Here is a 25841-nt window from a genome sequence, read left to right as displayed (position 1 = left end):
CGCGGAACTCCTGGGGATAGGGCTTGGGCACAGCTGGCATCCTTCCAGGCCGCCCGGCAGGGCAAGCCAGATCAGATGTCACCTACTCGTGCACCAGCCCCCACCCATTGCAGTGGTCGCGTTTGTCAGAACTGGTTGCGTGTGCACCGACGCAACCAGTTCACGCAGCAGTCGAACGGGCGAAGGTGCCCAGCACCTCCAAACAATCTGGAGGTCGCCGCGGGCAACCCCGAGGGCTGACCACGGCCGGCCGCCGACAGACGCAACCACTTCACTCAGACGCAGCCATTGCAAAGGGTGCGTATGTGAGAACTGGTTGCGTCGAGACAAACGCAACCAGTTCACGAGCGGCACGTCACAAACGCAACCAGTTCACGAGCGCCACGTCACAAACGCAACCAGTTCCCAAACGCCGCGCCAAGCGCGACGCAACCCGCGCAACCAGTTCCCAAGCCGAGCGCCGGCCCGTCGCGACGACACCACTCCCCCGGCGAACCTCAGTTACCCGGAATCGACTCCCACTGCTGGCGGGCCTTGTCGAGCTCGGCCAACGCGGCGCCCTGGGCGGCGAAGTCGCCCTTCTCCTGGGCGGCACGGAGGTCGTCGAGGGCCTTGCCGATCGCTTGCGCGGCCGACGAACGCTGCTGCTGCACAGCAGAATTCGCATCGCCGGCAGGTTGCTGCGGCTTCTGCTCAGGTTGTTGCGGCTGCGCCGGCTGCTGATTCTGCGGTTGCTCGGTGGTGTCGGGCTCGTCACCGTTGGCCGGGGCCGTCACCTCGGTGGGGTTGATGCCCACCTGGTTGAGCGCACCGGCGACAGTGGAGGCGTATCCGACATTGCCGTTGTAGTACACGAGCACGCGGTAGAGCTTCGGGATACCCGAATTACCCGTCTTGGCCTGGGTGTACATCGGCTCCACGTACAGCAGCCCGTTTCTGCCGACCGGCAGCGTCAACAGGTTGCCGTAGGTCACCTGCGTGGTGTCCTCCACCTGTTTTCGGTCACTGGCCACGGGACCGGCGTTCTTCATGGTCTCCTGCGCCTGCGTCGGTCCCACCGTCTGCTTGGTGGTCGGCAGCACCTTCACCGTGATCTGGCCGTAGGTCGCCGGATCGGAGGATGCCGTCATATAGGCGGCGAGGTACTGCGTGTTCAGACCGGTGAACACCGTGGTCAGCTGGAACGCCGGCTTCTGCGAGTCGGGGTCGGCCGCGGTGAAGAAGTACGGCGGCTGGTTGAGTCCCTGCTGAGCCGCGCCGTCCTTGGTCGGGTCGTTGGGTACCGACCAGAAGTCGTTGCCGCGGAAGAACGTTCCCGGATCCTGCACGTGATAGCGAGCGAGCAGTGCGCGCTGGATCTTGAACAGGTCCTCGGGGTAGCGCACATGCGACGACAGTGAGGTGTTCTTGTCGAAGTCGGCGCGCGACTTCACGGTTCCGGGGAACACCTTCATCCAGGTCTTGAGAACCGGGTCCTTGTCGTCGAACTGGTAGAGCGTCACCTTGCCGGTGTAGGCGTCGACAGTGGCCTTCACCGAGTTGCGCACGTAGGACACTTCTTTGTCCTGCTGGGTACGACCGGTCTGCCCCTGATTGAGTTCCTGGGCGTCGGCGGTGACACTCTGCAGCGACATCTTCTGCGCGTAGGGGTAGTTGTCGAGCGTGGTGTAACCGTCGACGATCCACTTGATCGACCCGTCGGCCATCACCGCCGGATAGGTCTTGGAGTCCACCGTCAGCCACGGCGCGACCTTCTTCACCCGGTCGCGGGGGTCGCGGTTGTAGAGGATCTTGGAGTTCTTGTTGATCGCCGAGGACAGCAGGAAGTTGCGCTCGGTGTACTTCACCGCATAGGCGAAACGGTTGAACCAGTTACCCAGCGACACACCGGTCTTGCCGTCGTAGGTGTAGCTGGAGTTGTCCTGGTCGTATTCGTGATCACTACCGTCGTCGGTGCCGACGATCGCATAGTCGGGGTTGACCTTCGCGATCAGCTCACCGAAGTAGATACGCGGCTGGGTGACCCGGATCGGCGCGCTCGCCTTGTATTCCGGTGTCTGGTAGTTCTCCAGATCGCTGACATAGAACACCGGCAGACCGCCGCGATCACTCTCGGCGTCGGCCGATGCCTCGTCGACGGTGTTGGCCGGCGCGGCGATGAATCCGTTGCCGTGGGTGAACACCGTGTGCTTGTTGATCCAGTTCTGCTGGTTGGCATCGAATTTCGACGGATCGAGCTCACGCGTGGCCACGATGAAGTCGCGCTGGGTGCCGTCGACGGTGTAGCGGTCGACAGCCAGCTGAGCCGGGAAACCGTAGAAGTTCTTCAGTTTCTGACGCTGGGTGAAGGCTGGCTCGATCACATTCGGGTCGAGGATGCGGATGTTGGACAGCGTCGCGGTGTCATTGTTGACCACAGCCGGATCGGTGGCCTGCGCCGTCCAGTTCTGCTCATATCTGACCTGACCGTCGGTGATCCCGTAGGCCTGTTTGGTGGCGACCAGATTGCGTTCGATGTACTTGGCTTCCTTGGACGCCGCGTTGGGCTTGACCGAGAACTGTTCCATCACCAGCGGCCAGCCGACACCGATCACCAGCGCCGACAGCAGCATCAGCACGGTCGCCAGTGCGGGCACCCGCAGGTCGCGCAAGAAGATCCCGGCGAAGAAGGCCAGCGCACAGATCACCGCGATCGCCATGAGGATCAGTTTGGAGGGCAGCACCGCGTTGATGTCGGTGTAGCTGGCGCCGGTGAAGATCCCCTGTTTGCGGGTACTCGACAAGAGCGTGTAGCGGTCGAACCAGTAGGCAACGGCCTTGAACAGCAGGAAGAGTCCAGCGATCACCGCGAGCTGAATGCGAGCCGCGCTGGTCAGCGCGCTCCCCCGCCCCGCCAGGCGGATGCCGCCGAAGATGTAGTGGGTCAGCAGATTTCCCACGAAGGTGACCGCGAGGATCACGAAGATGAAGTTGAGGATGTAGCGGTAGAACGGCAGGTCGAAGGCGTAGAAGCCGACGTCGTAACCGAACTGTGCGTCGCGGATGCCGAACGACTGCCCGTTGAGGAATGTCAGCACCATCGACCAGGAACCCTGAGCGACCAGCCCCGCGATCAGCCCGACCAGAGCGGTCGGTACGCCGGCGAACCACTTGATCTTCGACATCACGATCGCGCGGTAGCGAGCGATCGGGTCGCCGGGACCGGTGCTGGCCACGAACATCGGCCGCGACCGGTAGGCCAGTGCGAGCCCGAGGAAGAAGATCCCGGCCGCCACCACGCCGAAGATGAAGAACAACGCGATCCGGGTCCACAGGATCTTCGAGTAGACGCTGCTCGAATCGAGATCGGAGAACCACAGCCAGTCGGTGTAAAGCCCGATCAATCGGGGACCGACGAGCAGGATCACCAGGATCGCGACCGCGACGCCGATCAGGATCTTGCTTCTGCGCGACAGCGTCGGCATTGCCGCCGGACCGCGAACGCTCACAGATCACACTCCACATTCCTCAGCTGCGAACGGCGTTCGCAGTCACGTCGGACGAGCGTCACAACCCGGACCGACCTCACAAAATTACCTTCACGTTACCGACACGGCGCACCGCCGCCGTCTGTGCACAACATCATGTGCGAGGCATCCTGCCGCACACGGTGGTTGTCGGACGAGGTGGTTGTCATGTCGGACGAGCTGTTGTGAGGATAGTGGCCAAACCTGGGTGGGAGGATGAACGCGTGACCGAATCATCGTTGCCGGAACTGTCCCCTGACGCTCTGGGCTCGGCGTTGCGTGAGGCCGTCGAATTCGTCGACGCCGAAGGGTGGGGTCAACCACCCACGCTGTTCGCGCTGGTCCCCACCGCACTGGTCGCCCAGACCCAGCCCGATCTCGCCGACACCCTCGACACCTCCGAGCTGACCCTCATCGCGCAGGAAGCGCTGCCGGTGGGCGAGGACAACAGCATCGCCGAACTCGAACACCTGCTGGGCACCACCAGCTGGCCGCCGGGCGTGGCCGGCGCCGCGCTGGTCCAGGAGATCATCGTGTTGCCGCCCGATGCCGAGGACGATCTCGACGACGCGTTCGAGCCGCTACTGGCCGACCCCGACGCGGCCGATGCCGCGGCGGTGTCGGCGGCGCGTGCACATCCGGATTCCAAGGTCGCCCGACTGGCCGCCGGAGCGCTCCGCGACGGCCAGGCCCTCACGCTGATGCAGCTGCAGCCCGAACCGGGCGAGGATCCCTACCAGCCGATCGAACTGCTCTCCCACCCCGATCTCGCACCGAATCTGGTGCATGCCCTCGCGGCGACGCTCGACGAGGACCTCGATCCCGACGAGTACTGAGCCGGTCGCGCTCTCAGCAGTGCGGCGTCGGACGGTTGGTGCGGATGTCCTCGAGTGCACCCATCGCGTCGTCGAGGGTGTCGACCTTGACCAGGGTCAGCCCGGAGGGCTTGTCGGAGCGGGCTTCTGCGCAGTTGCCCGACGGCGTGAGGAAGTACTGCGCACCGGCGCGCCGCGCCGCGACGGTCTTGTGCGTGATGCCGCCGATCTCGCCGACGTCGCCGCTGTCGTCGATGGTGCCGGTGCCGGCGATGAAGCGCCCCCCGGTCAGCGACTGCGGTTCGAGCTTGTCGATGATCGCCAGCGTGAGCATCAACCCCGCCGACGGTCCGCCGATGTTGCCGACGTTGTAGCCGATCTTGATGTTCGGGTCGTCGGGTTCGAGTCGCGGTGTCACGCCGAGGTAGCCGCGTGAGGCGTCGTCGGGGCGGGCACCCAGTCGCACCGACACCGTCATCGGCGCCCCGCCGCGGACCAGATCGAAGCTCACCTGCGTGCCCGGCGCGAGTCCCGACACCGCCGACCGCAGTTGCGCGGGTGTGCTCACCGGCGTGCCGTTGACGGCGGTGATCTGGTCGCCGGAGTCGACCGTGCCGGCCGCCGGGCCCTTGGGATCGACCTCGACCACCAGATGAGTGCGATGCAGGTAGCCCAGCGCCGCGACGGTCGCAGAATCCTGCGAACCACCCATCTCCGCGCGGTTCTCCTGGTCGACCTGCTGCTGGGTACGGTCGGGCGGGAACACCTCCTCACGCGGCGTCAGCGACTGGTCGCCGGAGAACCACGCGCCGAGTGCCTGGAAGAGCGTGAGGTCGCTGCTCACCGAAACCGTGGTCATGTTCAGGTGGCCGTCGGTCGGAGTGGTCGCGATGCCCGAGATCGCCACCACGGGCTTGCCGTTGTACTCACCGAGGGTGTTGAGGGTGGGGCCCGGCCCGAGTGCCACATAGGGCACCTTCACGAAAGCGCCGATGATCACCAGGACGATCAACAGCACCACCGTGACCGTCAGGGTGGCGATACGGCGGCTGGAGGTGGCGATCACCCGACCAATCTAAGGCGGTGCGCTGTGAGTGGGTGTCGGCGGGGAGGCCGAGCGGGCGGTTGGTCGCCCCGAGCCGTCAGCACCGGGAGGCCACGGTCGGGCCGTCACGACCAGACGTGGCATCGCACAGCTTCGCCATCGGCGAAACTGTGCAGATCGTCGTTCGTGTGGGCGGTGGACGTCCACCGATGACCGGTACCGTGGAGTTATGAACGATATGCCCTTCGGATTCTCCCCGTCGCCGGGCGACGATGACGACGACCGCCGCAAGGACGACAAGTCGTCGGGTGGCTCGTCGTCCTCGGGATCCGGTGGCACTCCGAACAACCCGTTCGGTTTCAACCTCGGCGGCGACATGGGCGGCGCGGGATTCGACCCGTCACAGCTGGGTCAGATGCTCTCGCAGCTGGGACAGATGATCTCGGGTATGGGCTCGGGAATGGCCACCGGCGGCTCTGGCGGCGGTCCGGTCAACTATTCGGTCGCCGGCAATCTCGCCCGCCAGCAGATCGGCGATTTCACCCCGGTCAGTGACGGCGAACGCACCGCGGTCACCGAATCGGTGCGCCTGGCCGAACTGTGGCTCGACGACGCCACCACCCTGCCCGCCGGCGCCACCCGCTCGGAGGCGTGGACCCCGGTGGAGTGGATGGAGGCGGCGATGCCGACCTTCAAACGACTGTGTGACCCTGTGGCACAACAGATCTCGAATACGTGGTCGACGAGCATGCCCGAGGAGATGGCCCAGATGGCCGGTCCGATGATGGGGATGCTGACCCAGATGGGCGGCATGGCGTTCGGCACCCAGCTCGGGCAGGGACTCGGGCAGCTGGCCAAGGAGGTTCTCACCTCCACCGACATCGGCTTGCCCATCGCCCCCGCCGGCACCGCGGCACTGCTGCCCGAGGCGATCGCGCGGTTCGACGACGGCCTGGAGATCCCCTCGCAGGAGGTGATGGTCTTCCTCGCCGCCCGCGAGGCCGCCTATGTTCGCCTGTTCACCCATGTGCCGTGGCTGCGTGAGCGCCTGCTGGCCACCGTCGAGGAGTACGCCCGCGGCATCACCATCGACTTCTCCGGGATCGAACGCGCCGCCACCGAGATCGACCCGATGCAGCTGCTGTCGGATCCGTCGAAGATCGAGGAGCTGATGGCCTCGGGCACCTCCTTCGAACCCACCACCACCGAGGAGCAGAAGGCGGCCCTCGGTCGTCTGGAGACGCTGCTCGCGCTGGTCGAGGGATGGGTGGAGCAGGTGGTCGGCGACGCACTGTCCGACCGCATCCCCAGCACGGCCGCGCTCACCGAGACCATGCGTCGCCGCCGTGCGACCGGCGGTCCCGCCGAGCAGACTTTCGCCACGCTGGTCGGACTGGAGCTGCGCCCGCGCAAGCTGCGCGAGGCGTCCACCCTGTGGCAGCGGGTCAAGGAGAGCACCGACACCGCCACCCGCGACGGCGTGTGGGCACACCCCGACCTGTTGCCCGACGGCGACGACATCGACAACCCGGCAGCCTTCATCGACCGGCTCATCGGTGGTGACACCACGTCCTTCGAGGAGGCCTTCGCCGAGCTGGAGAAGTCTCTGGCCGACGACGACACCGACGCCATCGAATCCGGGGATCAGCCGCCCACGGAGTCGGACTCCTCCGACGGCGGCGCGCACGAGGAACCGGGCGACACCGATCCGGACGCCGGCGACACGAAGTAGTCGCCAGTGCGGTTGACTGTGAGAAATCCCAGCTCAGCACGCCTATTCACCTGTGGATAACCGGGGTGCAGACCCCGGTTCGGCCGCCGGTCTGTGGCACCGTGAAGCCGTGCCACCAACCGTTCCCGCCCGCACTGTCCCCGCCCGGACCGCGGCCTCGTCGACCACACCCCGCTCGCATGCGCTGCTGTCGCAGGCGGGCGCACACCACACCGGTGCCACCCGCACCACCGTGCCGATCCGGCTGCATGGTCGCGGGGCGGTCACCGAACGCCTCACCGCCGTGCTGCGTGAGCACGGCCATCGCGTGGAGACCTCGGTCCGCCGCCCGGTGTCCAGCCCGACCCGCCGTCCAGGGGCGGCGGCATTGCCGTCATGGTCGTCAGGTCTGGTGATCCTCACCGATTTTCTCGTCCACGACTCGATGATCCGGGCCGGACTGATGAGGCGGCGCATCCCACATTTGGTCGCCACCGTCGACGGCGGCGTCGGTATCGTCGGCCCACTGGTGTTACCCGGGCTCAGCAGCTGCCTGGGCTGCGCCGATCGCCATCGCGCCGCGCTGGACCCCGCCTGGCCTGCCACCGCGGCCGCCCTGGTCGGCCGCAGCGGTTGCGCCTCACCGGCGACCGTCGCGATCACCGCCGCACTCGCATTCGAACAGGTCCAGCAGATCATCGAGGCACTCGACGGGCACAGCGAGGACAGCACAGGCGGGACATCAGCCGACCCGCCGCAACTGCTGGATCGGGCCCTCGAATTCGGCACTCGTCCATTCCACCTGCGTATGCGCGCGCGGCCACCGCATCCACTGTGTGGATGCCTCCCGTCACACGTGTTCGCGCCGGACATCGGCGCGTGAACGAGGGCTCGTCCTCAGGTGGGTGAACTATCCTGGGGAAAACGGACAGCACACGCGAGCTCCCCGGCATCGGGGACGGCCGAGGAAAGCGAGGGCAGCGTCGATGACCGACATCACCGAGGGGCGGGCCCGGCGTAACGCCAAGCTCGCCGCTTTACCCCTCGGAATGGCTGGTCGCGCGGCTGCGGGACTCGGCAAGCGCATGGTGGGCCGCGACAAGGACGAGATCAACCAGGAGATGATGGAGAAGGCTGCCGAGCAGCTGTTCTCCGTGCTGGGCGAGCTCAAGGGCGGCGCGATGAAAGTCGGCCAGGCGCTGTCGGTGATGGAGGCCGCCGTCCCCGAACAATTCGGTGAGCCGTTCCGCGAGGCGCTGACGAAACTACAGGCGCAGGCACCGCCGATGTCGGTCGATCGGGTCCATCGCACACTCGACCAGCAGCTCGGCACCTCGTGGCGGACACACTTTCGGGAGTTCGCCGACGTTCCCGCGGCTGCGGCGAGCGTCGGGCAGGTCCATCGTGGCGTCTGGTCGGACGGACGCGTGGTCGCCGTCAAGATCCAGTACCCCGGCGCCGACGTCGCGCTGCGCGCCGACCTCAAGACACTGTCGCGAATGGGTCCGATCCTGCAGCGGATGTCGCCGGGCACCGACGTGCGCGCCCTGATGGACGAACTGATCGACCGCACCGAGGACGAACTGGATTACCTGGGCGAGGCCGACAACCAGCGTGCCTTCGCCGCCGAGTTCGCCGGCGATCCGCACTTCCGCATCCCGCGCATCTACGCCAGCGCACCGAAGGTGATCGTGAGCGAATGGGTGTCGGGCACACCGATGTCGGAGATCATCCGCTCCGGGACGCAGGAGCAGCGCAATCTCGCCGCCGAGCGGCTGGCCACCTTCGAGGTGAGTTCTCCCGTCCGGGTCGGACTGCTGCACGGCGACCCGCATCCGGGCAATTTCCACATGCTCGATGACGGACGTCTGGTGGTCTTCGATTTCGGGGCCATCGGTCACTACCCCGACGGCCTGCCACCTGAGATCGGGCCCATCCTGCGACTGGCTCGCGACCGCGACTACCCGGCGCTGCGCGCGGAGATGGTGAAGACCGGTTTCATCCAGGCCTCCTATGCCGACAAGGTGGGTGCCGCCGACCTCGAGGCTTATCTCAAGCCGTATGTCGATCCGCTCTACACCGAGTCGTTCCACTTCACACGCAAGTGGCTGCAGCGCGCTGCCGGATATGCCACCGATCTGCGTGGCGACGTCTACAAGACCTCGCGTCACCTCAACGTCCCGTCCGAATACGTGATGATCCTGCGCGTGCTGCTCGGGTCAGTGGGAATCGCCTCACAACTCGGCGCCGAGGCGCCCTACCGACGGATCATGGAGCAGTGGGTGCCGGGCCTGGCCGACTGAGATCCGCCCGTCTCGCCGAAAGCCTTTCCAGCACAACGCCTCTCGTGGTTCCGTCGACCGGGACGGTGCGCAGACACGAGACAGCCCGCCGTCTGCGTCGACGGCGGGCTGTGTCATGGCGCCCCCAGATCGCTTGTCTGCGAGCAGTGCTCCCGCGGCCATGCCCCGGCGTTGCCTGCGGGTCAGTTGCCTGCCGGTCATACGACGTGCTTGCGCGGGCGACCGCGCGGGCGCTTGCGAGCGACGACGACTCCCCTCTCGAGGATCTCACCACCCCACACGCCCCAGGGCTCTTCGCGTTCCAGCGCTGCGGTCAGGCATGCGCGCCGGAACGGGCAGAACCCGCACAGCTGCTTGGCCTGCTCCAACTGGGCAGGGTTGTCGGCGAACCACAGGTCGGGGTCGGATTCCCTGCAGGGGACCTCGAGGCGATGGTTCGCCTCGATACACGATTCGAAGTCCACGGTCACGGTCATGCTCTTCTCCAGTTCTCGCGTTGATGCTCACTCGGTGGGTAATGGGGTGAGCGAACCAATGGAGTGCAACTCGGCCATTGCGGCGATTCCGCGGTCATGGGGGTTCAACGACAATCGTTGAAGATCACCACATGTGCGGAGAGTGCAATGAAGGCCACGGGTTCGCTGTCGCGATTCGCCGTGGCCCGGGTTGCTCTGGTGAGAGCTAGTGTCTCGAGGGGAGACTCAGAGGTGGGTCACACGGGAATCGCCTGGTCGCTCGCGCAGCTGCTGCGCGCACATGATCTGCTCGGACCACGACACCTGCTGCTGCCGGGATGGCAGCGGCGAACGGAGCGGCAGCGGCGAACGGAGCGGCAGCGACATTCGCAGCGAGAATCACATCGCCGGAGGGAGTCCAGGTGCGCATGCGGTCAGTGCGCGACGCGACGACTGCGTCGACAGCTGTGGTCGTGGTGATCAACATGTGCACCTCCCGGAGTCTGATCGTTCCTGCGTGTGGCTCGTTCTTGCATGTGGCTGTTGCCGTCTGGCTGGTGTCATCGTGTGATGTGCCACCTGCGGAGGTCATGCCGACGAGAATGCGGCTGTGATCTCCGGTGCGAACAGCCTACGAGAGAACTCGATGGGTGCACAACCCATTTTTGACCTGCGGTTTTGGTGTGTGGCGCCACGGTGTGGAGGAGCGCTGTCTCAGCGGCTGCCGCGCACCAGGTCGAGCACGTCCTGCCCGTACTGGTCGAGCTTCTTCGCGCCGATGCCGGCGATGGCGACCAGCGACTTCACGTCGGTGGGTTCCTGCTCGGCGATCGCGAGCAGCGTGTTGTCGGTGAAGACCACATACGGGGGCACCTTCTGTTCGGATGCCTGCCGCGTGCGCCATGCTTTGAGCGCGAGGAACAGATCCTCGTTGATGTCGGTCTCGCAGTCCTCACAGCGGCCGAGCAGCAGCGCCGTCTTGTCGCGCAGCGGCGCGCCGCAGATGCGGCACACTCGTTCGGTGCGCTTGCGCGTGGGCTCGACGATCGCGCGTGCCGGCGAGTCGTCGGGCACCAGAGATGCCAGGAACCGCGACCGGCGCCTGGTCTTCTTCCCGCCCTCGTTCCGCGCGAGCGCCCACGAGATGTGCAGGTGCACACGGGCTCTGGTGATCCCGACGTAGAGCAGCCGACGTTCCTCCTCCACGGCCCGCTCGTCCTTGAACGACTGCGCGATCGGGATCGAGCCCTCGGTGGCGCCCACCAGGAACACCGCATCCCATTCGAGCCCCTTGGCCGCATGCAGCGACGACAGTGTGACCCCCTGGACCGTCGGGGGATGGCGGGCCTCCGAACGTTTGCGCAACTCGTCGGCGAGTCCGGCGAACGTCAGCATCGGGTTCTCCGCGTACATCTCCTCGGTGAGGGTGGCCAGCGATCTCAGCGACTCCCACCGCGCACGCGCCTGGGCGCCCGACGGTTCGGCCTCGGTCATCCCGAGCCCCACGAGCAACGTGCGAACCGCCCCGACCACGTCGCCCACCTCACCGCCGCGCTCGGCGGTCTGGGTGATCGCGCGCATGGCCTGGCGGATCTCGGTGCGGGAGAAGAACGCCTCGCCACCGCGCACCTGATACGGGATCCCCGCCTCGGTGAGCGCCTGCTCATGTGCTTCGGACTGGGCGTTGATCCGGTACAGGATCGCAATCTCCGAGGGCTCCACGCCGCGTTCGATCAATCGGGCCACGCCCGCGGCCACCGCCTTGGCCTCGGCCGGCTCGTCGTCGTACTCGGCGAACTGCGGTTCGGGGCCGGGCGGTCGCTGGCCGATCAGCTCCAGTCGCGTCCCGGCCGCGCGACCACGCGCGGCACCGATGACCCGGTTGGCCAGGCCCACCACCTGCGGAGTGGATCGGTAGTCGCGTTCCAGGCGCACCACCGCCGCATCGGGGAACCGGCGCGAGAAGTCGAGCAGATAATTGGCCTGCGCGCCGGCGAAACTGTAGATGGTCTGATTCGCGTCACCAACCACGGTGATGTCGTCGCGGCGGCCGAGCCAGGCGTCGAGCAGCTGCTGCTGCGCCGGCGTGACGTCCTGATACTCGTCGACCACGAAGCAGCGATAGCGGTCGCGGAACTCCTCGGCGACCGCGGAGTGCTCGGAGAGGATCTCGGTGGTGAGCAGGATGAGGTCGTCGAAGTCGAGCAGCATGTCGCCGTCGGCGTCGGTCTTGAGGGCCTCGTAGGCGCGAAAGACATCGGCGACCTTGACCGCCTCGACCGGTGTGTCGCGCTGCAGACGGGCGGCGGCCTCGGGATATCGATCGGGCGAGATCAGCGACGCCTTGGCCCACTCGATCTCCGAGGCCAGGTCGCGCAGGGTTTCCGTCGCGGTCCCCACACCGGCGCGCCGGGCCGCGCGGGCGACCACCGGAAACTTGTTGTCGAGGAGCTCCCAGCGGGTGGACCCGACCGCCTGCGGCCAGAAGTACCGCAGCTGCCGCAGCGCAGCCGCGTGAAAAGTCAATGCCTGCACCGAGTTACCCGGACCGTGCACATCCATCGACCGCAGCCGGGTGCGCATCTCCCCCGCTGCGCGGGCGGTGAAGGTGACCGCGAGAACCTGCCCGGCGCTCACATGCCCCTGCGTGACCAGCCGTGCGATGCGGTGGGTGATGGTGCGCGTCTTCCCGGTACCCGCCCCCGCGAGCACACACACCGGCCCGCGTGGGGCGTCGACGGCGGCCTGCTGCTGAGGATCGAGTTGGGGCGGACGCATACCTCTACTATCCCAAGCGGGTGCGACATCGGTTGAGTGGGCACGGCGGCAGTCGCGACGACGGGTGCCGCGGCGCTCTCGCCGGCAGCTGGCCCCTCGCCCCCGCCCGGGAAGTTTCGGCCCCGATGTGCTGTTGTGTGGTTCGTGACTGACAACTCGAAGACCCCTGGCAACGACGCGAGCACCGCGACCTCCAGCGACGACACCGCAGCTCCGCTGACCATGTACACCACCTCCTGGTGCGGCTATTGCGCGCGGCTGAAGACGGCGCTGCGCAGCCAGGGCATCGAGTGGGCCGAGATCGACATCGAAGCCGACCCGAAGGCTGCCGAATTCGTCGGCAGCGTCAACGGCGGTAATCACGTGGTGCCCACTGTGCTGTACTCGGACGGCTCGACGGCCACCAACCCCTCGATCACCCAGGTGCGCGAGAAGCTCGCCGCACTGTAAGCCGCACCGCGGCTCGTACGCGCCTCACGCCGGCTGCTGCGCCCACGCCTCGATCATCGCCCGCGCGATCGAGATCGAGCCGGGTAGCAGCAGCCGCGGCAGATCGTCGCCCTCGGGCGCCGGATCCCCGCGCACCCACTCGTCACCCTGGGCGAGGGCTCGGCGCACCTCGTCTCGGGTGAACCAGGCGGCGTCGGCGATCTCGCCGTCGATGAACTCCAGCGGCTTCTCGGGGTCGGCGAGGGCGGCGAATCCGACCATCAGCGAGCGCGGGAACGGCCAGGGCTGACTGCCCAGATACCGCTGGTCGTGAACATCGAGTCCCACCTCTTCGTGCACCTCGCGGGCGACGGCCTGCTCCAGCGACTCCCCGGGTTCCACGAATCCGGCCAGCGTCGAGTACCAGCGCTCCGGCCACACCGCCTGGCGACCGAGCAGGATCCGGTCGGCTCCATCGTGGACCACGGTGATGATCGCGGCATCGGTGCGCGGGAACTCATCGATGCCCGAGTCGATGTTGCGCCGCACCCACCCGCCTCGCGCGGGCCTGGTCGGCTTGCCGTCGACCGGTGAGAAGTGCGCACTGTCATGCCAATTGAGCATCGCGGTGGCAGTGGCGAGCAGTCCGGCGTCGTCGCCGTCGAGCAGATGCGCACCGCGACGAGGATCCGAGGCGGGTGCCTCGACGTGGTCACCGCGCAGCGCCCACAGGTCCGCGCCGTCGCGGATGCCGAGGAACACCGCCTCCTCGGGCGGTTCGATACCGATGTCGCCGGCCGGAATCCAGCGAAGTCCGTTGTCGGCCACCGGGTATCGGCCGCGCCCGTCGATGACGAGGACGAGAGCTCCCGGCCAGCCGCCGCGCATCCTGGCCGGATCGTCGCGGATCTCGTCGGCACGGTCGACGGTCGAGCGCGAGAGCATCGGGGGGATCGTCAGGCTGAATTCACTCACCCGAACGACACTAGTGCGCCAACAGTCCGGCGACGGCATGGTCGACCAGCCGCAGCGCATCCGCCGTCGGCGTGCCGCGGTCGATGTGGCGTGCGGCGACGATCACCACACCCTGGATCATCTCGGCGACCATCTGACGGTCCGATTCGCGAACACCAGCCTGGGCGAGTACGTCGTACAGCGGTGCCACCAGCTGATCGTGAGCTGTGACCAGCTGCGCACGGGCCTCGGGGTCGAGTTCGGGTACCAGGGTGCCGATGCGACTCATCAGCACGTGTTCGGGGCGGCGCGCGTAGTCGATCTGGTCGCGCACCCACGCCCTGATGCGGTCGGGTGCGCTCCCCGATCCGCCGAGGATCTCGGCGGTACGGCGCACCTGCGCGGGCACCTCCTGCTCGAACCAGCTCAGCAGGATGTGCGCTTTGTCGGGGAAGTAGCGGTACAGCGAATTGCGTGCGAGTCCGATCCTCGCGGCGATGTCGCCGAGGGTCACCTGCTCGTAGCCGCGCTCGACGAACAACTCGATCGCCGCGGTGAACGCCGCGGCCCGCTGGTCGGCGACATGTTCGGCCAGACTGGCTCCGGTGATCCGTGGCATCGCCTCAGCCCTTCACACGCCGGGTGGTGCGCCGGACCACCATGTCGTCGGCCACCCCGAACAGCACCACGCGGGTCTTCTCGTCGAGGGCCTTCCAGCGGTGCGGGGTACCTGCCTCCACGTACAGACAGTCACCGGCCCCCAATGTCTGCTCCACGTCGCCGCCGGGCAGCGTGAGCCGGGCCTGCGCCTGGCCGCTGACCACGTACATGATCTCGTCGTGACCGTGGGTGAACTCACGGTCGTCGTGGGCCTCGCCGGTGAATTCCAATGCGCGCAGCTGACGTTTTCCGCGCACCAGTGACCGCACCAGCGCTCCGGGAGCATCGGAGATGGTCATCATCTCGTCGTCGCCGCGGACGATCGGATCGGTGTCGGTGTCGGAATCGGCCAGCAGCACCGTGGCGGTGGTCCCCAGCGCGTCGGCGATGGTCTGCAGCGATCGCAGGCTCGTGTTGGTGCGACCGTTCTCCAGCTGCGACAGAAACGACTGTGAGAGGCCGGTCTCGCGCGACAATGCGGCGAGCGTGATCCCCGCGGCGAGGCGTTGATCGCGGATCACCCCGCCCAGTTGCGAGGACTCCAGCGTCTTGCCTCGGTTGGTCGCCGCACTGGTCATGCCGTCCTCCCGTCATCGCGCACGCGCCGCACCCGACGACTCGTCTCGCTCACGTCCACGGACGCACGGCCCGGCGTTGTGTTAACCGAATCCGCACCCGGCGGTACACGAAGTTAACTCCACCGTGACCACAACCCTGGCGCGAACTCCTAATCTCACTGAAAGTTCAGTACTGAATATTCAGTGCCGAACTTTCAGCAGCACTGATACTTCACTCGAGTTTAGGAGACTTCATGGAGCAGCACACGCTCAAACGCCGCGGTACGGGTCTGATCGGATCCGAGCCGGAGAACTCCTTCGGCGGATTCACCCTGTACGCACCACTCAACGGCGCCGGCCAGGTCTATCTCGTCGACGAGAACGGCGAGGAGGCCCACCGCTGGGATCTGCCCTACCGTCCGGGCCGTCACGCGCGCCTGCTCGCCGACGGATCGCTGGCCTACAACGGCTGCCTGGTCGGCTCCGAGCGCGCCGAGCCGCTGTTCGACATGTGGCGTAAGTACAGCGGCGGCTCGATGGCTCGCTACGACCGCGACGGCACACTGCTGAGCGAGTTCGTCGACCCGATGCAGCATCACGACGCCAATCACCTCGATGACGGTGGAATCCTCTACGCCGCAGTCGAGCCGCTCACCGGAAATTGCGCCAAGTCAGTGCGCGGCGGACATCCGGGCACCGAGGCCGTGGATGCCGACAAGAATCCGGTGGTCTACGCCGATGTGATCCGCGAGGTCGACGCCGACGGCCGGCTCGTGTGGGAGTGGAAGGCCTTCGATCACCTCGACGTCGAAGCGTTCCCGCTGCAACCGCATTACTGGCGCGAGCAGTGGCCCCTGATCAACAGCGTCGCTCCACTGGGTACCGATCGCGTGATCGCGAGCCTGCGCAGCGTGTCAGGCGTGATCGTGATCGACCGGGCCAGCGGAGACGTGGTGTGGCACCTCGACTCGACAGTCGTTGCGCAACAGCATCATGCGACGCCACTGGACAACGGCAACATCCTCATCTTCGACAACGGCACCTTCCGCCACGGCGAGTCGGTGACCTACAGCCGCGTGATCGAGGTCGATCCGGCCACCAACGACATCGTGTGGAACTACACCGACCCGTTCCGCGAGGGATTCTTCACCCCGTACATGGGTGGCGCACAGCGACTGCGCAACGGCAACACGCTGATCACCGAGGCCGCCTTCGGCCGCATCTTCGAGGTCACCGAATCCGGCCGCCTGTGCTGGGAGTACGTGGTCCCGCACTTCAGCACTTATCCGGATGCCGCCACCGCCTCGCGGTTCCCCGCGCAGAGCAACGCGATCTTCCGCGCCTACCGCTACAGCCGCGAACAGGTGACCGCATGGGGGCTGGCATGACCGACATCGCACCGGCCGTGCTCACCACCGAATCAGGTGAGTCGACACCACACTCGACTGTGCCGACGCAAGCGGTGCACCCGGTCGACCGACGTCCGCCCTGGCGGTCGCTCATCCCGATGTCGGTGCAGCATCTGGTCGCCATGATCGCCGGACCGATCTCCACGGTCTTCCTGGTCGCCACCACCCTGGACCTGTCCTCGACCACCACACGCGCGCTGCTGTGCGCAACCCTGCTGATGTGCGGGATCGGCACGATCCTGCAGTCGATGGGCTGGTTGCGTCTGGGTGCGCGATTGCCCTTCGTGATGCTCCCCGGTGGGGCGGCAGTGGTGCTGTTCCTGCAGATCGCCAAGGAGTCCGGACCGGCGACAGCGACCGGCGCGGTGATCCTCACCGCCGCTGTGGGGCTGGTGCTCTCGCCGGTGGCCGGTCGGGTGGCGCGTTTCGTCCCGCCGGTGGTGATCGCGTCGATGATCGTGGTCATCGGGGTGAACCTGGTGAAGGTGGCCGGCGGACTGATCGTCGGCGCCAAGAACACCCAGGCACCAATGTGGGCGGTGGGTCTGGCGGCGGTGACCATCGCCGCGACGGTGGTGCTGCAGCGCGTGCTGCCGAACCCGTGGCGTCGGGTGTCGGTGCTCGCGGGCATGGTCATCGGCACACTCGTGGCCGCAGCGACCGGACATCTCCATCTGTCGATCGGCTCGCAGGTGGTGCAGACCCCCGAGATCTTCCCTTACGGCTCTCCGAATTTCGACGTCATCGCCTCGATCCCGCTGCTCATCTTCAGCATCGGCTCGATGGCCGAGGCCACCGGTCAGACCGTGCTCAACGCACAGGTGGTGGACAAGAAGATCGATGTCGGCACCACCGTGGGCAGTACCATCCGCGGTGACGCGCTGACCTCACTGGCCGCCGCGGTATTCGGTGGACAAACCATGCTCACCTCCGGCGAGAACGTGGGGATCGTGCGCGCCACCGGGGTCCGCAGCCGCTATGTCACCGCACTGACCGGCGCGCTGCTGGTGGTGATCGCCTTCATCGCACCGATCAGCGCGATCATCGACTCGATCCCCGCACCGGTGGTCGGCGCCACCTCGGCGTACGTGTTCGCGATGATCATCGTGACCGGCCTACGGATGTTCCTGTCCATCGACATGGCCGCCGATCGCAACTTTGTGGTGGCTGTGGCCGCACTGACAGCCGGGCTGCTACCGATCCTGAGTCCCACTCTCTACCAAGCGTTCCCGACCGAGGCACGGCTGCTGCTGTCGAGTGGGGTCACGATGGCGGCAGTGGTGGGAGTGGTGGTCGCCGCAGTCTTCGCCCTGCATGGCCGGCGGCGCCCGTCATGACCGGCGGTCGGGTCGGGGCCGGCATGACCGGGACCCCGACCGCCGCGACGGCGGATGTGACCGATGACCGTGAGATCGAACCGGATATGCGATTCTCACTGGCCAACGAACGGACTGCGCTGGCGTGGGTGCGGACCTGCCTGGGGCTGATCGCCGCGGCGGCCGCGGTGACCCATCTGGTACCCGAACGCACACCCGCATGGCTCACCTGCGCGCTCGTCGTGGCGTTCGCCGCCGCGGCGGTGCTCACCGGCGCCGCGGCGACCACCCGGTTCCGCACGGTGCACCGGGCGTTGCGGCGCGGGCAGGACTACCATCCACCACGTGAGATCACCGTTCTGGCAACAGTTCTCATCGTCATATCGGTCGCCGTGGTGATCGTGTCACTGTCGTATCACGCCTGATCGGCCACCTCGACAGCCGCGACGTCACGCGGGATCAGGTGGCCGTCGGACAGCTGGAGATGACGATCGGCGTGGGTCAGCGGCGCCGAATCATGTGTGACGATCATCGTGGCCAGATCCCGTTCTCGGGTGAGGGTGGCAAGCAGATCGCTGACCTGCTCGGCGAGGTCGGGATCGAGTGCGGCAGTGGGTTCGTCGGCCAGCAGCACCGACGGCGAGGCCATCAGCGCGCGGGCGATACCCACCCGCTGCCGTTCACCACCCGACAGCTGCCCCGGCAGCGACGATGCCTGCCCGGCGACCCCGAGCTCGGCGAGGAGCTCTCGCGCACGCTCACGTGTCCCGCCCCGGCGACGGCCCAGCACATGATCGACCAGCTCGAGTTGCTCGATCGCGGTCAGGTTCGGGATCAGATTGGCATTCTGGTACACGATGCCGATCATGTTCCCGCGCAGCCGGGTTCGCCTGCGCTCCGATGCCGAGGCGGTGGCCTCGCCGGCCAGTTCCACCTCACCGGACATCGGCCTGCGCAGCAGACCGCTGATCGACAGCAGAGTGGATTTGCCGCTGCCGGATCGCCCGGTGACCACCGTGATCTGCCCGGCATCGAGGTCGAGATCCACATCGTCGAGCAACACCCGGACCGACGAACCATCAGGCACCTGCGCCCTGACCGCACGCAACGACAACACCGCACTCATGCCTCGACCCCCAATGCCACCGACGGCTCGATCTTGCTGATACGTCCTAAAGTCAATGCGCCGCCGATGATCCCCGCGATCGCCAGGATCGCCGCGGCGGTGATCACGCTGCCCGTGGAGAACTGCACCGGCACCGAACCACCGGACATCGCCGCGATCAACGCGCCGCCGATCGCCGTTCCGACCGCGGTGGCGGCCACCACCACGATCGCGATCTGCACCAGCCCGTCGACGATCACATAGCCGCTCGATGCACCCATCGCCTTGAGCACACCGATCTGGCGGACACGTCCGAGGGTGAGCACGGTGAAGAACGCCCCGACGATCAGCGCCGAGATCACCAGCAAGAACACCCGGATCATGGTCATCGTCTGCGTCTCCGCGGTGTAACCGGGCGATCCTGCATAGGCCGCCTTCTTGGTCAGTGTGTCGGTGCCCGCGGCGCGGTCGACCGCGGCGATGTCGGTACCCGACGGCACCTTCAGCGCGATCGCCGAATAGCGCCCCTGAGCATCGACCGACGATCCGTAGCTGATCTGCTGCCAGGTCGACAGGGAGGTGAAGGCGAGGTCGACGTGTCCGTAGGATCCCGCGTGGGTGAACCCGAGTACGGGCAACACCACGCCACTGCCACCCATCGCGAACTTGTCGCCGACGTGAACACCCTTGTCCGCAAAGGTATCTGAGAGCACGAGTCCCGGCGGACCGGCCAATGCCGCGCGCGCGTCGTCGCGCTGGACGAGGAAGCTGTCCGCCGGCACACCGAAGAGTGCGAGGTCGATACTCGACCCGCTCGTCGTCCCCTGCGCGGCGGCGTTGACGAACGACACCCCGAGCGGCGACGTCTGCGCATGCTCATCCCAGACGGCGCGGGCATGCTCGTCGACCGTCGACCGAGAGAAGGTCGCCTGGGAGTGCGGTGCGAATGCGAGATGGTCGAAGGGCAGATCCCGCAACCCCGAGGTCCCCTGTTCGACCAGACCGTTACTGAGCCCGACCACGATGGTCGAGAGAACAGCGACGAGCAGTACCACCAACCCGACCAATCCGAACCTGCGCCACGACCGGCGCAGCTCACGCACTGCGACGAACACCTCTGCAACCCCCACGATTTGTCATTTGTCGACGTACTGTCGCCATCATAGCGACGTGGTGTCGCCAAATTTCCGGCGAGGGTCCGGTCACCGCGACCGCGTCACGGGACGCACCCGGCTCAGCTGCGCGTTCATCGCGGAACACTTGCACTCAGTGAGACCTCACACACCGCGATCTGGTCGGGCTTGCGACTAGGCTCCGGGAAAATGCGACACCTACTGCACGCCGGGGCGCGGCGGCCGTTCCGGCGCCCGCGGCTCACGGGACCGACCCGACGAGTGACCTATGCGCTGCTGTGCGCGATGGCGATCGCCGTCGGTGTGCAGGCCGGTCCCGCACACGCGCAACCCGCCGCGGCCGGACCGCACACGTCTCGCGCCATCGCGGCACCGGGTGGCATCGTGGCGACGAATCCGTTTGTGGCGGCGGGCGGTTCGGCCACCATGCACGGTGATGCCGGGTCGTCGGATGTGACGCCGAATGCCGGGCCGCGCCTTCCGGGCCGTAGCAGCGTGCACGTCCTGGGTGCGGCCTGCCCGACCATCCTGGCGGGTTCGGATCACCTGGTGGTGGCGCTGTGCACACAGCTCGTCGGTCGCGCGCCGATGGCGGTGCTCATCGACCCGGTGTCCCTCGCCGTCCTCGATACCCACCGCTTCGCCGCCGGAGGACTGCTCGGCGGCGTCTACGCCTTCCTGGACAACCGCAACCGCCTCGTACTGGCCGCATCCAACACCCTGACGCGATTGGCCCACAGCCACAACCGGTTCACCACGCTGACGCGTCAACCGCTGGGATCGGCCATCGCTCAGGGCGACTCGGTGACCGGGCTGACACCCGACTGGTCGGGTCGGGTGTGGTTCGCCACCTCGCGCGGGGTGGTCGGCGTGGTCAACGACCAGGGCTCGGTCACGACCGCCCATCTGCCTGCCGGTGAGCAGGTCGCCAACTCGATCTCGGCGTCACCGCGACAGATCTCGGTCGCGAGCACCCACGCGCTCTACGCCTTCGACGCCACCGCCGAGCGGCCCCGGATCCTGTGGCGCGCAACCTATGACCGCGGGAGCGCACGCAAACCCGGACAACTGAGCTGGGGCACCGGGTCCACGCCGACGTTCTTCGGGCCGCGAACCGGCGACGACTACGTGACCATCGTCGACAACGCCGACCGGCGGGTGCACCTGCGGGTGTACGACGCCGCCACCGGTGCGACTGTGTGCTCGGCACCGGTGCTCACCCGCGGCGGGCCGGGGAGCGAGAACTCCCCGATCGGGGTGGGCAACACCGTCGTCATCGGCGGCACCTACGGGTATCCGTATCCGGCCGTCCCCGACGGTGCGGGACCCGCCGTGCCGGCCACGGCTCCCTTCCGGGGTGGCATGACCCGCGTGGACGTGGTGGACGGCCGGTGCGTACCCCGCTGGGACGTCGCGGTGCATTCGGCGGCCGTGCCGCGCTATTCGTCGGCAGATCACCTCATCCACACCGTGATCCGCTCGCCGGGGCCGGTGCAGGTCGCCGACGGTTTCGCCTATGCGCAGATCGACCCGTCGACAGGCGCCGTCGTGCACACCACCCCGCTCGCGCCGACGGCCGCCGAGGACACCCTGCAGATGTCGGGTCTGATCACCGCGAGCACCTCACCGCGCGGGGGCACCTACATTCAGGGCACCACAACCGGTTTCGAGTCGGTGGCACCGCGCTGAAGCGCCGCGTCGAGCCGGCCATCTCCGGCAGGCGGTGACCTACTGCTCGCCGTGGCCCTTGCGGACGTAGAGCAGTCGATCGCCGTCCTCCAGGGCGTCGATGGTGCCGTCGTCGATGGGATGGAGCTCGTTGTCGCGGAGCACGCCGAGAACCATGTCCTTCAGATGTGACGGTGATGCGCCGAGTTCGGAGTGCTCAACGGGCCGTTCGGCGATCGCCAGCCCGGTGTCGGGGGTCAGCAGATCCTCGATCACCTCCACGACTGTCGGAGTGATGGTCGCCAGCCCGAGCAGGCGACCAGCCGTCTCCGAGGAGACCACCACCGAGTCGGCGCCGGACTGGCGGATCAGGTGGGTGTTCTCCGATTCACGCACCGACGCGACGATCTTGGCCGTGGGGTTGAGTTCGCGGGCGGTGAGTGTGGCCAGTACCGCGGTGTCGTCGCGGTTGGCGGCGATGATGATCGCCTGCGCGTGATGGGCACCGGCCAGACGCAACACATCCGAGCGGGTGGCGTCACCGCGGACGGTGACCAGTCCCCGCGCCGCCGCCGCTTCGAGCACGCCGGGATTGGAGTCGACGACGACGATCTCGGTCGGTGTCGCACCGTCGGCGACCAGTGCGCTGACCGCCGTCTTGCCCTTGGTGCCGAAGCCGACGACCACGGTGTGATGGCGCACCTTTTTCCTCCAATGCTGGATCTTGTAGGCCTGGCGGGAGCGTTCGGTGAGCACGGCCAGCGTCGTGCCGACCAACACGATGAGGAACAGGATGCGCAGCGGCGTGATCACCAGGACGTTGACCAGCCTCGCCTCCGGCGTGACCGGCGTGATGTCACCGTAGCCCGTGGTCGACAGCGAGACCGTCGAGTAATACAGGCAGTCCAGAAAGGAGAGCCGACTGCCCTGGGTGTCGCGATATCCGTCGCGTTCGAGGTAGACCACGATGACCGCGGCGAACAACGCCAGCAACGCGATGACGAGCCGTTTGCTGATGGCCCGGAGCGGGCTCATCTGCGCCTCGGGAATCCGGACCACACCCACCAGCGCGTGGTCGGGGAGGTCGGTCAGTTCGTCATTGCGCTGACGCCACCGCCGCACACGACCAGCCATCAGCGCACTCCGGGCACAGCGACGACCGGACAGTCGGCGATCAGCGATCGGGTCACAGTTGGCGACTGTATCGCGCACGGCGTCGATCATCGCGGCGCTGGGCTCGAGTCGCCGCGACGAGATGGTGCCACTCGCCCGGCGACAGCGCGTCCAGAACTGGTCGCGCGAGGCTCGGCGCGCGTAGAGAACTGGTCGCGCGAGGCTCGGCGCAACCAGTTCTGCAGCACACCACTCTCCTGTGTCGGGTCACGACGGTAGGCTCACGCAGACATGGATATTCGATTCGTCACCGCCGATGAGGTCGCCGCCTCGGTGTCGCCCGCACGAGCGGTCGAGGCCATTCGTGCGGCCCTGTGCGGCGGACTCGACCCCGCCGGCGACCCGGCACGTACGTCCGTGCCGGTGGCGTCCGGTCAACTGTTGCTGATGCCCTCGGAGTTCGGCGATGTGGTGGGCACCAAGATCGCCACGGTGGCGCCGGCCAATCCGGACACCGGCCTCCCGCGTATCCAGGCGGTCTATGTGGTGATCGACGGTGCCACGCTGACCCCGTCGGTCCTGATCGACGGCACCGCGCTGACCACACTGCGAACCCCGGCAGTGTCGGTGGCTGCTGTCACCGATCATCTGCGCGCCCGCACCGGCCCGCTGCGTGTGGCGGTGTTCGGCGCCGGACCACAGGGCCTGGGCCATGTGGCGACACTGCGCGATGTGCTCGGCGACACCGTGATCGGTGAGGTCACCTACATCGTCCGCGAACCCGCACGGGCTGCGACCCCGACCGGCGCATCGGCAGGCGATGTTGTCGCGGCGGGATCGCACGCCGCGACAGAGGCACTGCGCGGGGCCGACATCGTCGTCACCGCGACCGGCTCGGCGGTCCCGGTGTTCGACTCAACGCAGATCGCATCCGATGCCGTGGTCCTGGCGGTCGGCTCGCATGAACCCGACCGTCGCGAGCTCGACACCGATCTGATGTCGCGCGCCCAGGTGGTGGTCGAGGACCGAGCCACCGCCCTGCGCGAGAGCGGCGACATCGTGATGGCCGTCGACGAGGGCACGCTCACACCCGACGACCTCCTGCCGATGGCCGCGGTGGTCACCGGCAGCGCGCCCCTGACCGACGAGCGGCCGGTGGTGTTCAAGAGTTCGGGGATGTCCTGGGAGGATGCGGTGGTGGCCGCCACCGTCGCACAAGCCACCGCCGACCTGAACTCCCCGACTGAACCTGTCGACTGACGTCACATCGACACCGGAGGAACACACCATGACCGTCATCAGCGGACACGATCCCCGCACGGGTGCGCCACTGGCACCGGTGGCGCAGGAGACCACCACCGAGCAGGTCGACTCCGTTGTCACCGCGGCGGCCGCAGCCGCCGCCGGCGTGGCCGCCGCTGATCGCTCCTGGCGGGCGGGCTTCCTGCGCACCATCGCCGACCTGATCGAGCAGCGCCGACTCGACCTGATCGAGACCGCGGGGCTCGAAACCGGTTTCGGGACAGCCAAACTCGACGGTGAGGTCACCCGGGCTGCGTTCCAGTTCCGGATGTTCGCCGACGTCGTGACAGAGGGCGGCTTTCTCGAGGTCGCCATCGACCACGCCGCCGACACCCCGGCCGGTCCGCGACCGGATCTGCGTCGCATCCTGGTGGCACTCGGGCCGGTCGCGGTGTTCGGGTCGAGTAACTTCCCATTCGCCTTCTCAGTCCTCGGCGGTGACACCGCGTCGGCACTGGCCGCCGGATCGCCGGTCGTGGTCAAGGCACACCCCTCACATCCGGCCACGTCGAAACTGTCCTACGAGATCCTCGAGGCCGCCGCCGCAGCGGCCGGGGCACCCGAGGGTGTGGTCGGCATCGTCTACGGCACCGACGCCGGGGCCGACCTCGTGGCGCACCCCCTCATCACCGCGGTCGGTTTCACCGGATCACTCTCGGGAGCCCGCGCACTGCTCGGTGTCATCAACGACCGCCGCGACGCGCCGATCCCGTTCTACGGCGAGCTGAGCAGCGTGAACCCGGTGGTGGTCACACCGCAGGCCGCAGCGCAGCGCGCCGAGGCGATCGGCGAGGGGATCATCGCCTCGATCACCGTCGGATCGGGACAGCTGTGCACCAAACCCGGTGTGATGCTGGTGCCGTCGGGCGAGCACGGCGACCGGCTGGTGACCGCCGCACGGTCGGCCACCGCAGACACCCCCGCCCACCATCTGCTCAACGCGCGGATCCACGACGAGTTCGATGCCGGCGTCGCGCGACTCCAGGCACTCGACGGCGTGGAACGAACCGCCTGCGGACCCTCGTCCGACGCGGGATATGCCGCTGCCACCACCGTCTTCGAAACCGATGTGGATGCGCTAAACGCCGACCTCATCTCGGAGACCTTCGGCCCCGTGACCGTGGTTGTCCGTTACGCGGGGTCGGTGATCGAGGCGACTCGACGACTGCTGGACGTGCTCCCCGATTCGTTGACCGCAACCCTGCACATCGGCGACGACGAGGACGACACCGCAGCCACCCTGTCGGATCTGGTGACCCCGCATGCCGGGCGGGTGATCTTCAACGGCTTCCCCACCGGCGTGGCGGTGTCGTGGGCACAGAATCACGGCGGGCCGTGGCCGGCGACCAACACGATCCACACCTCCGTCGGGGCAACCGCGATCCGCCGGTTCCTGCGACCGGTGACGTATCAGAATGCGCCGGCGGCGGTGCTGCCGAAGGAGCTGCACGACGACACCACCGGAATCCCTCGGCGGATGGGCCTGGTGCACGGATAGGTGACAGGGTTAGTCACGCGGCCTGAGGGGCCTCGTGGTTGATGATGGTCTCGAATTCAATGGGGGTCAATCTGCCGAGGCGGT

General features: G+C 67.3%; 21 protein-coding genes. 11 read left to right on the top strand and 10 right to left on the bottom strand.

Annotated elements, in window-relative coordinates; genetic code table 11:
* Nucleotides 1-497 precede the first annotated feature (497 nt).
* Nucleotides 498-3464 carry a UPF0182 family protein gene (locus IEW22_RS17785; RefSeq protein WP_373284238.1) on the bottom strand — a complete coding sequence of 989 codons (2967 nt, stop codon included), beginning with the start codon at nt 3462-3464 and terminating at the stop codon, nt 498-500.
* A gap of 266 nt (nt 3465-3730) precedes the next feature.
* Here IEW22_RS17785 and IEW22_RS17780 point away from each other — a divergent pair, with 266 nt between their 5' ends.
* Nucleotides 3731-4342, top strand: coding sequence for a PPA1309 family protein (locus tag IEW22_RS17780; protein ID WP_188588425.1), 612 nt, complete (start codon nt 3731-3733; stop codon nt 4340-4342).
* Nucleotides 4343-4355: 13 nt separating this feature from the next.
* Here IEW22_RS17780 and IEW22_RS17775 read toward each other — a convergent pair whose 3' ends face one another.
* A complete protein-coding gene (locus tag IEW22_RS17775; protein WP_188588423.1) occupies nt 4356-5387 on the bottom strand; it encodes a YlbL family protein in 1032 nt (343 codons plus the stop codon).
* 208 nt (nt 5388-5595) lie between these two features.
* On the opposite strand from IEW22_RS17775, the gene IEW22_RS17770 reads away from it, so the two are divergent.
* The 3 genes from IEW22_RS17770 to IEW22_RS17760 all read left to right on the top strand — a co-directional run bounded on the left by IEW22_RS17770 (nt 5596) and on the right by IEW22_RS17760 (nt 9380).
* Nucleotides 5596-7098, top strand: coding sequence for a zinc-dependent metalloprotease (locus tag IEW22_RS17770; RefSeq protein WP_188588421.1), 1503 nt, complete (start codon nt 5596-5598; stop codon nt 7096-7098).
* A gap of 109 nt (nt 7099-7207) precedes the next feature.
* Nucleotides 7208-7960: a hypothetical protein gene (locus IEW22_RS17765; protein ID WP_188588419.1), complete on the top strand. Its 753-nt coding sequence runs from the start codon at nt 7208-7210 to the stop codon at nt 7958-7960.
* A gap of 103 nt (nt 7961-8063) precedes the next feature.
* Nucleotides 8064-9380: an ABC1 kinase family protein gene (locus IEW22_RS17760; RefSeq protein WP_188588417.1), complete on the top strand. Its 1317-nt coding sequence runs from the start codon at nt 8064-8066 to the stop codon at nt 9378-9380.
* A gap of 197 nt (nt 9381-9577) precedes the next feature.
* On the opposite strand, the gene IEW22_RS17755 is transcribed toward IEW22_RS17760, so the two are convergent.
* A complete protein-coding gene (locus IEW22_RS17755; protein WP_188588415.1) occupies nt 9578-9856 on the bottom strand; it encodes a WhiB family transcriptional regulator in 279 nt (92 codons plus the stop codon).
* Between the two features lie 693 nt (nt 9857-10549).
* Nucleotides 10550-12613, bottom strand: coding sequence for an ATP-dependent DNA helicase UvrD2 (locus IEW22_RS17750; protein WP_188588413.1), 2064 nt, complete (start codon nt 12611-12613; stop codon nt 10550-10552).
* A gap of 222 nt (nt 12614-12835) precedes the next feature.
* Here IEW22_RS17750 and IEW22_RS17745 point away from each other — a divergent pair, with 222 nt between their 5' ends.
* A complete protein-coding gene (locus IEW22_RS17745) occupies nt 12836-13063 on the top strand; it encodes a mycoredoxin (protein ID WP_188588430.1) in 228 nt (75 codons plus the stop codon).
* Between the two features lie 24 nt (nt 13064-13087).
* Here the strand turns inward: IEW22_RS17745 and nudC are convergent, their stop codons facing one another.
* The 3 genes from nudC to IEW22_RS17730 are packed head-to-tail and all read right to left on the bottom strand — an operon-like array spanning nt 13088 to nt 15234.
* Nucleotides 13088-13987, bottom strand: a complete 900-nt coding sequence (gene nudC, locus IEW22_RS17740) for an NAD(+) diphosphatase (RefSeq protein WP_229742867.1) — start codon at nt 13985-13987, stop codon at nt 13088-13090.
* 40 nt (nt 13988-14027) lie between these two features.
* The gene (locus IEW22_RS17735) at nt 14028-14615 is read right to left on the bottom strand and encodes a TetR/AcrR family transcriptional regulator (protein ID WP_188588410.1); all 588 of its coding nucleotides are present in this window, start codon (nt 14613-14615) and stop codon (nt 14028-14030) included.
* A 4-nt stretch (nt 14616-14619) separates the two neighbouring features.
* Nucleotides 14620-15234, bottom strand: a complete 615-nt coding sequence (locus IEW22_RS17730) for a helix-turn-helix domain-containing protein (protein WP_188588408.1) — start codon at nt 15232-15234, stop codon at nt 14620-14622.
* Nucleotides 15235-15467: 233 nt separating this feature from the next.
* Between IEW22_RS17730 and IEW22_RS17725 the strand changes: the two genes are divergently transcribed.
* The 3 genes from IEW22_RS17725 to IEW22_RS17715 are packed head-to-tail and all read left to right on the top strand — an operon-like array spanning nt 15468 to nt 18363.
* Nucleotides 15468-16601 (top strand): aryl-sulfate sulfotransferase, encoded by a 1134-nt coding sequence (locus IEW22_RS17725; RefSeq protein WP_188588406.1) that lies wholly within the window; start codon nt 15468-15470, stop codon nt 16599-16601.
* Nucleotides 16598-17959 carry a uracil-xanthine permease family protein gene (locus tag IEW22_RS17720; protein ID WP_188588404.1) on the top strand — a complete coding sequence of 454 codons (1362 nt, stop codon included), beginning with the start codon at nt 16598-16600 and terminating at the stop codon, nt 17957-17959. The genes IEW22_RS17725 and IEW22_RS17720 overlap by 4 nt, the downstream gene beginning before the upstream one ends.
* Before the next feature lie 23 nt (nt 17960-17982).
* On the top strand, nt 17983-18363 hold the full coding sequence (locus IEW22_RS17715; protein WP_188588403.1) for a YidH family protein: 381 nt from the start codon (nt 17983-17985) through the stop codon (nt 18361-18363).
* Here the strand turns inward: IEW22_RS17715 and IEW22_RS17710 are convergent.
* Both IEW22_RS17710 and IEW22_RS17705 read right to left on the bottom strand, forming a co-directional pair.
* On the bottom strand, nt 18354-19064 hold the full coding sequence (locus IEW22_RS17710; RefSeq protein WP_188588400.1) for an ABC transporter ATP-binding protein: 711 nt from the start codon (nt 19062-19064) through the stop codon (nt 18354-18356). The two genes, IEW22_RS17715 and IEW22_RS17710, sit on opposite strands and share 10 nt — an antisense overlap.
* Nucleotides 19061-20173 carry an ABC transporter permease gene (locus IEW22_RS17705; RefSeq protein ID WP_188588398.1) on the bottom strand — a complete coding sequence of 371 codons (1113 nt, stop codon included), beginning with the start codon at nt 20171-20173 and terminating at the stop codon, nt 19061-19063. The genes IEW22_RS17710 and IEW22_RS17705 overlap by 4 nt, the downstream gene beginning before the upstream one ends.
* A 192-nt stretch (nt 20174-20365) precedes the next feature.
* Between IEW22_RS17705 and IEW22_RS17700 the strand changes: the two genes are divergently transcribed.
* Nucleotides 20366-21865 (top strand): hypothetical protein, encoded by a 1500-nt coding sequence (locus IEW22_RS17700; RefSeq protein ID WP_229742866.1) that lies wholly within the window; start codon nt 20366-20368, stop codon nt 21863-21865.
* Nucleotides 21866-21904: 39 nt separating this feature from the next.
* Here the strand turns inward: IEW22_RS17700 and IEW22_RS17695 are convergent, their stop codons facing one another.
* A complete protein-coding gene (locus tag IEW22_RS17695; RefSeq protein WP_188588397.1) occupies nt 21905-22978 on the bottom strand; it encodes a potassium channel family protein in 1074 nt (357 codons plus the stop codon).
* 270 nt (nt 22979-23248) lie between these two features.
* Here IEW22_RS17695 and IEW22_RS17690 point away from each other — a divergent pair, with 270 nt between their 5' ends.
* A complete protein-coding gene (locus IEW22_RS17690) occupies nt 23249-24217 on the top strand; it encodes an ornithine cyclodeaminase family protein (RefSeq protein ID WP_188588394.1) in 969 nt (322 codons plus the stop codon).
* 28 nt (nt 24218-24245) lie between these two features.
* Nucleotides 24246-25757 (top strand): aldehyde dehydrogenase (NADP(+)), encoded by a 1512-nt coding sequence (locus IEW22_RS17685; protein ID WP_188588392.1) that lies wholly within the window; start codon nt 24246-24248, stop codon nt 25755-25757.
* The last annotated feature ends 84 nt before the right edge of the window (nt 25758-25841 follow it).

This window comes from Gordonia jinhuaensis, from assembly GCF_014639795.1.
Lineage (GTDB): Bacteria > Actinomycetota > Actinomycetes > Mycobacteriales > Mycobacteriaceae > Gordonia_B > Gordonia_B jinhuaensis.
The sequence above is the reverse complement of the archived record's forward strand: the minus strand, read 5'-3'. Positions and strand labels throughout refer to the sequence as shown.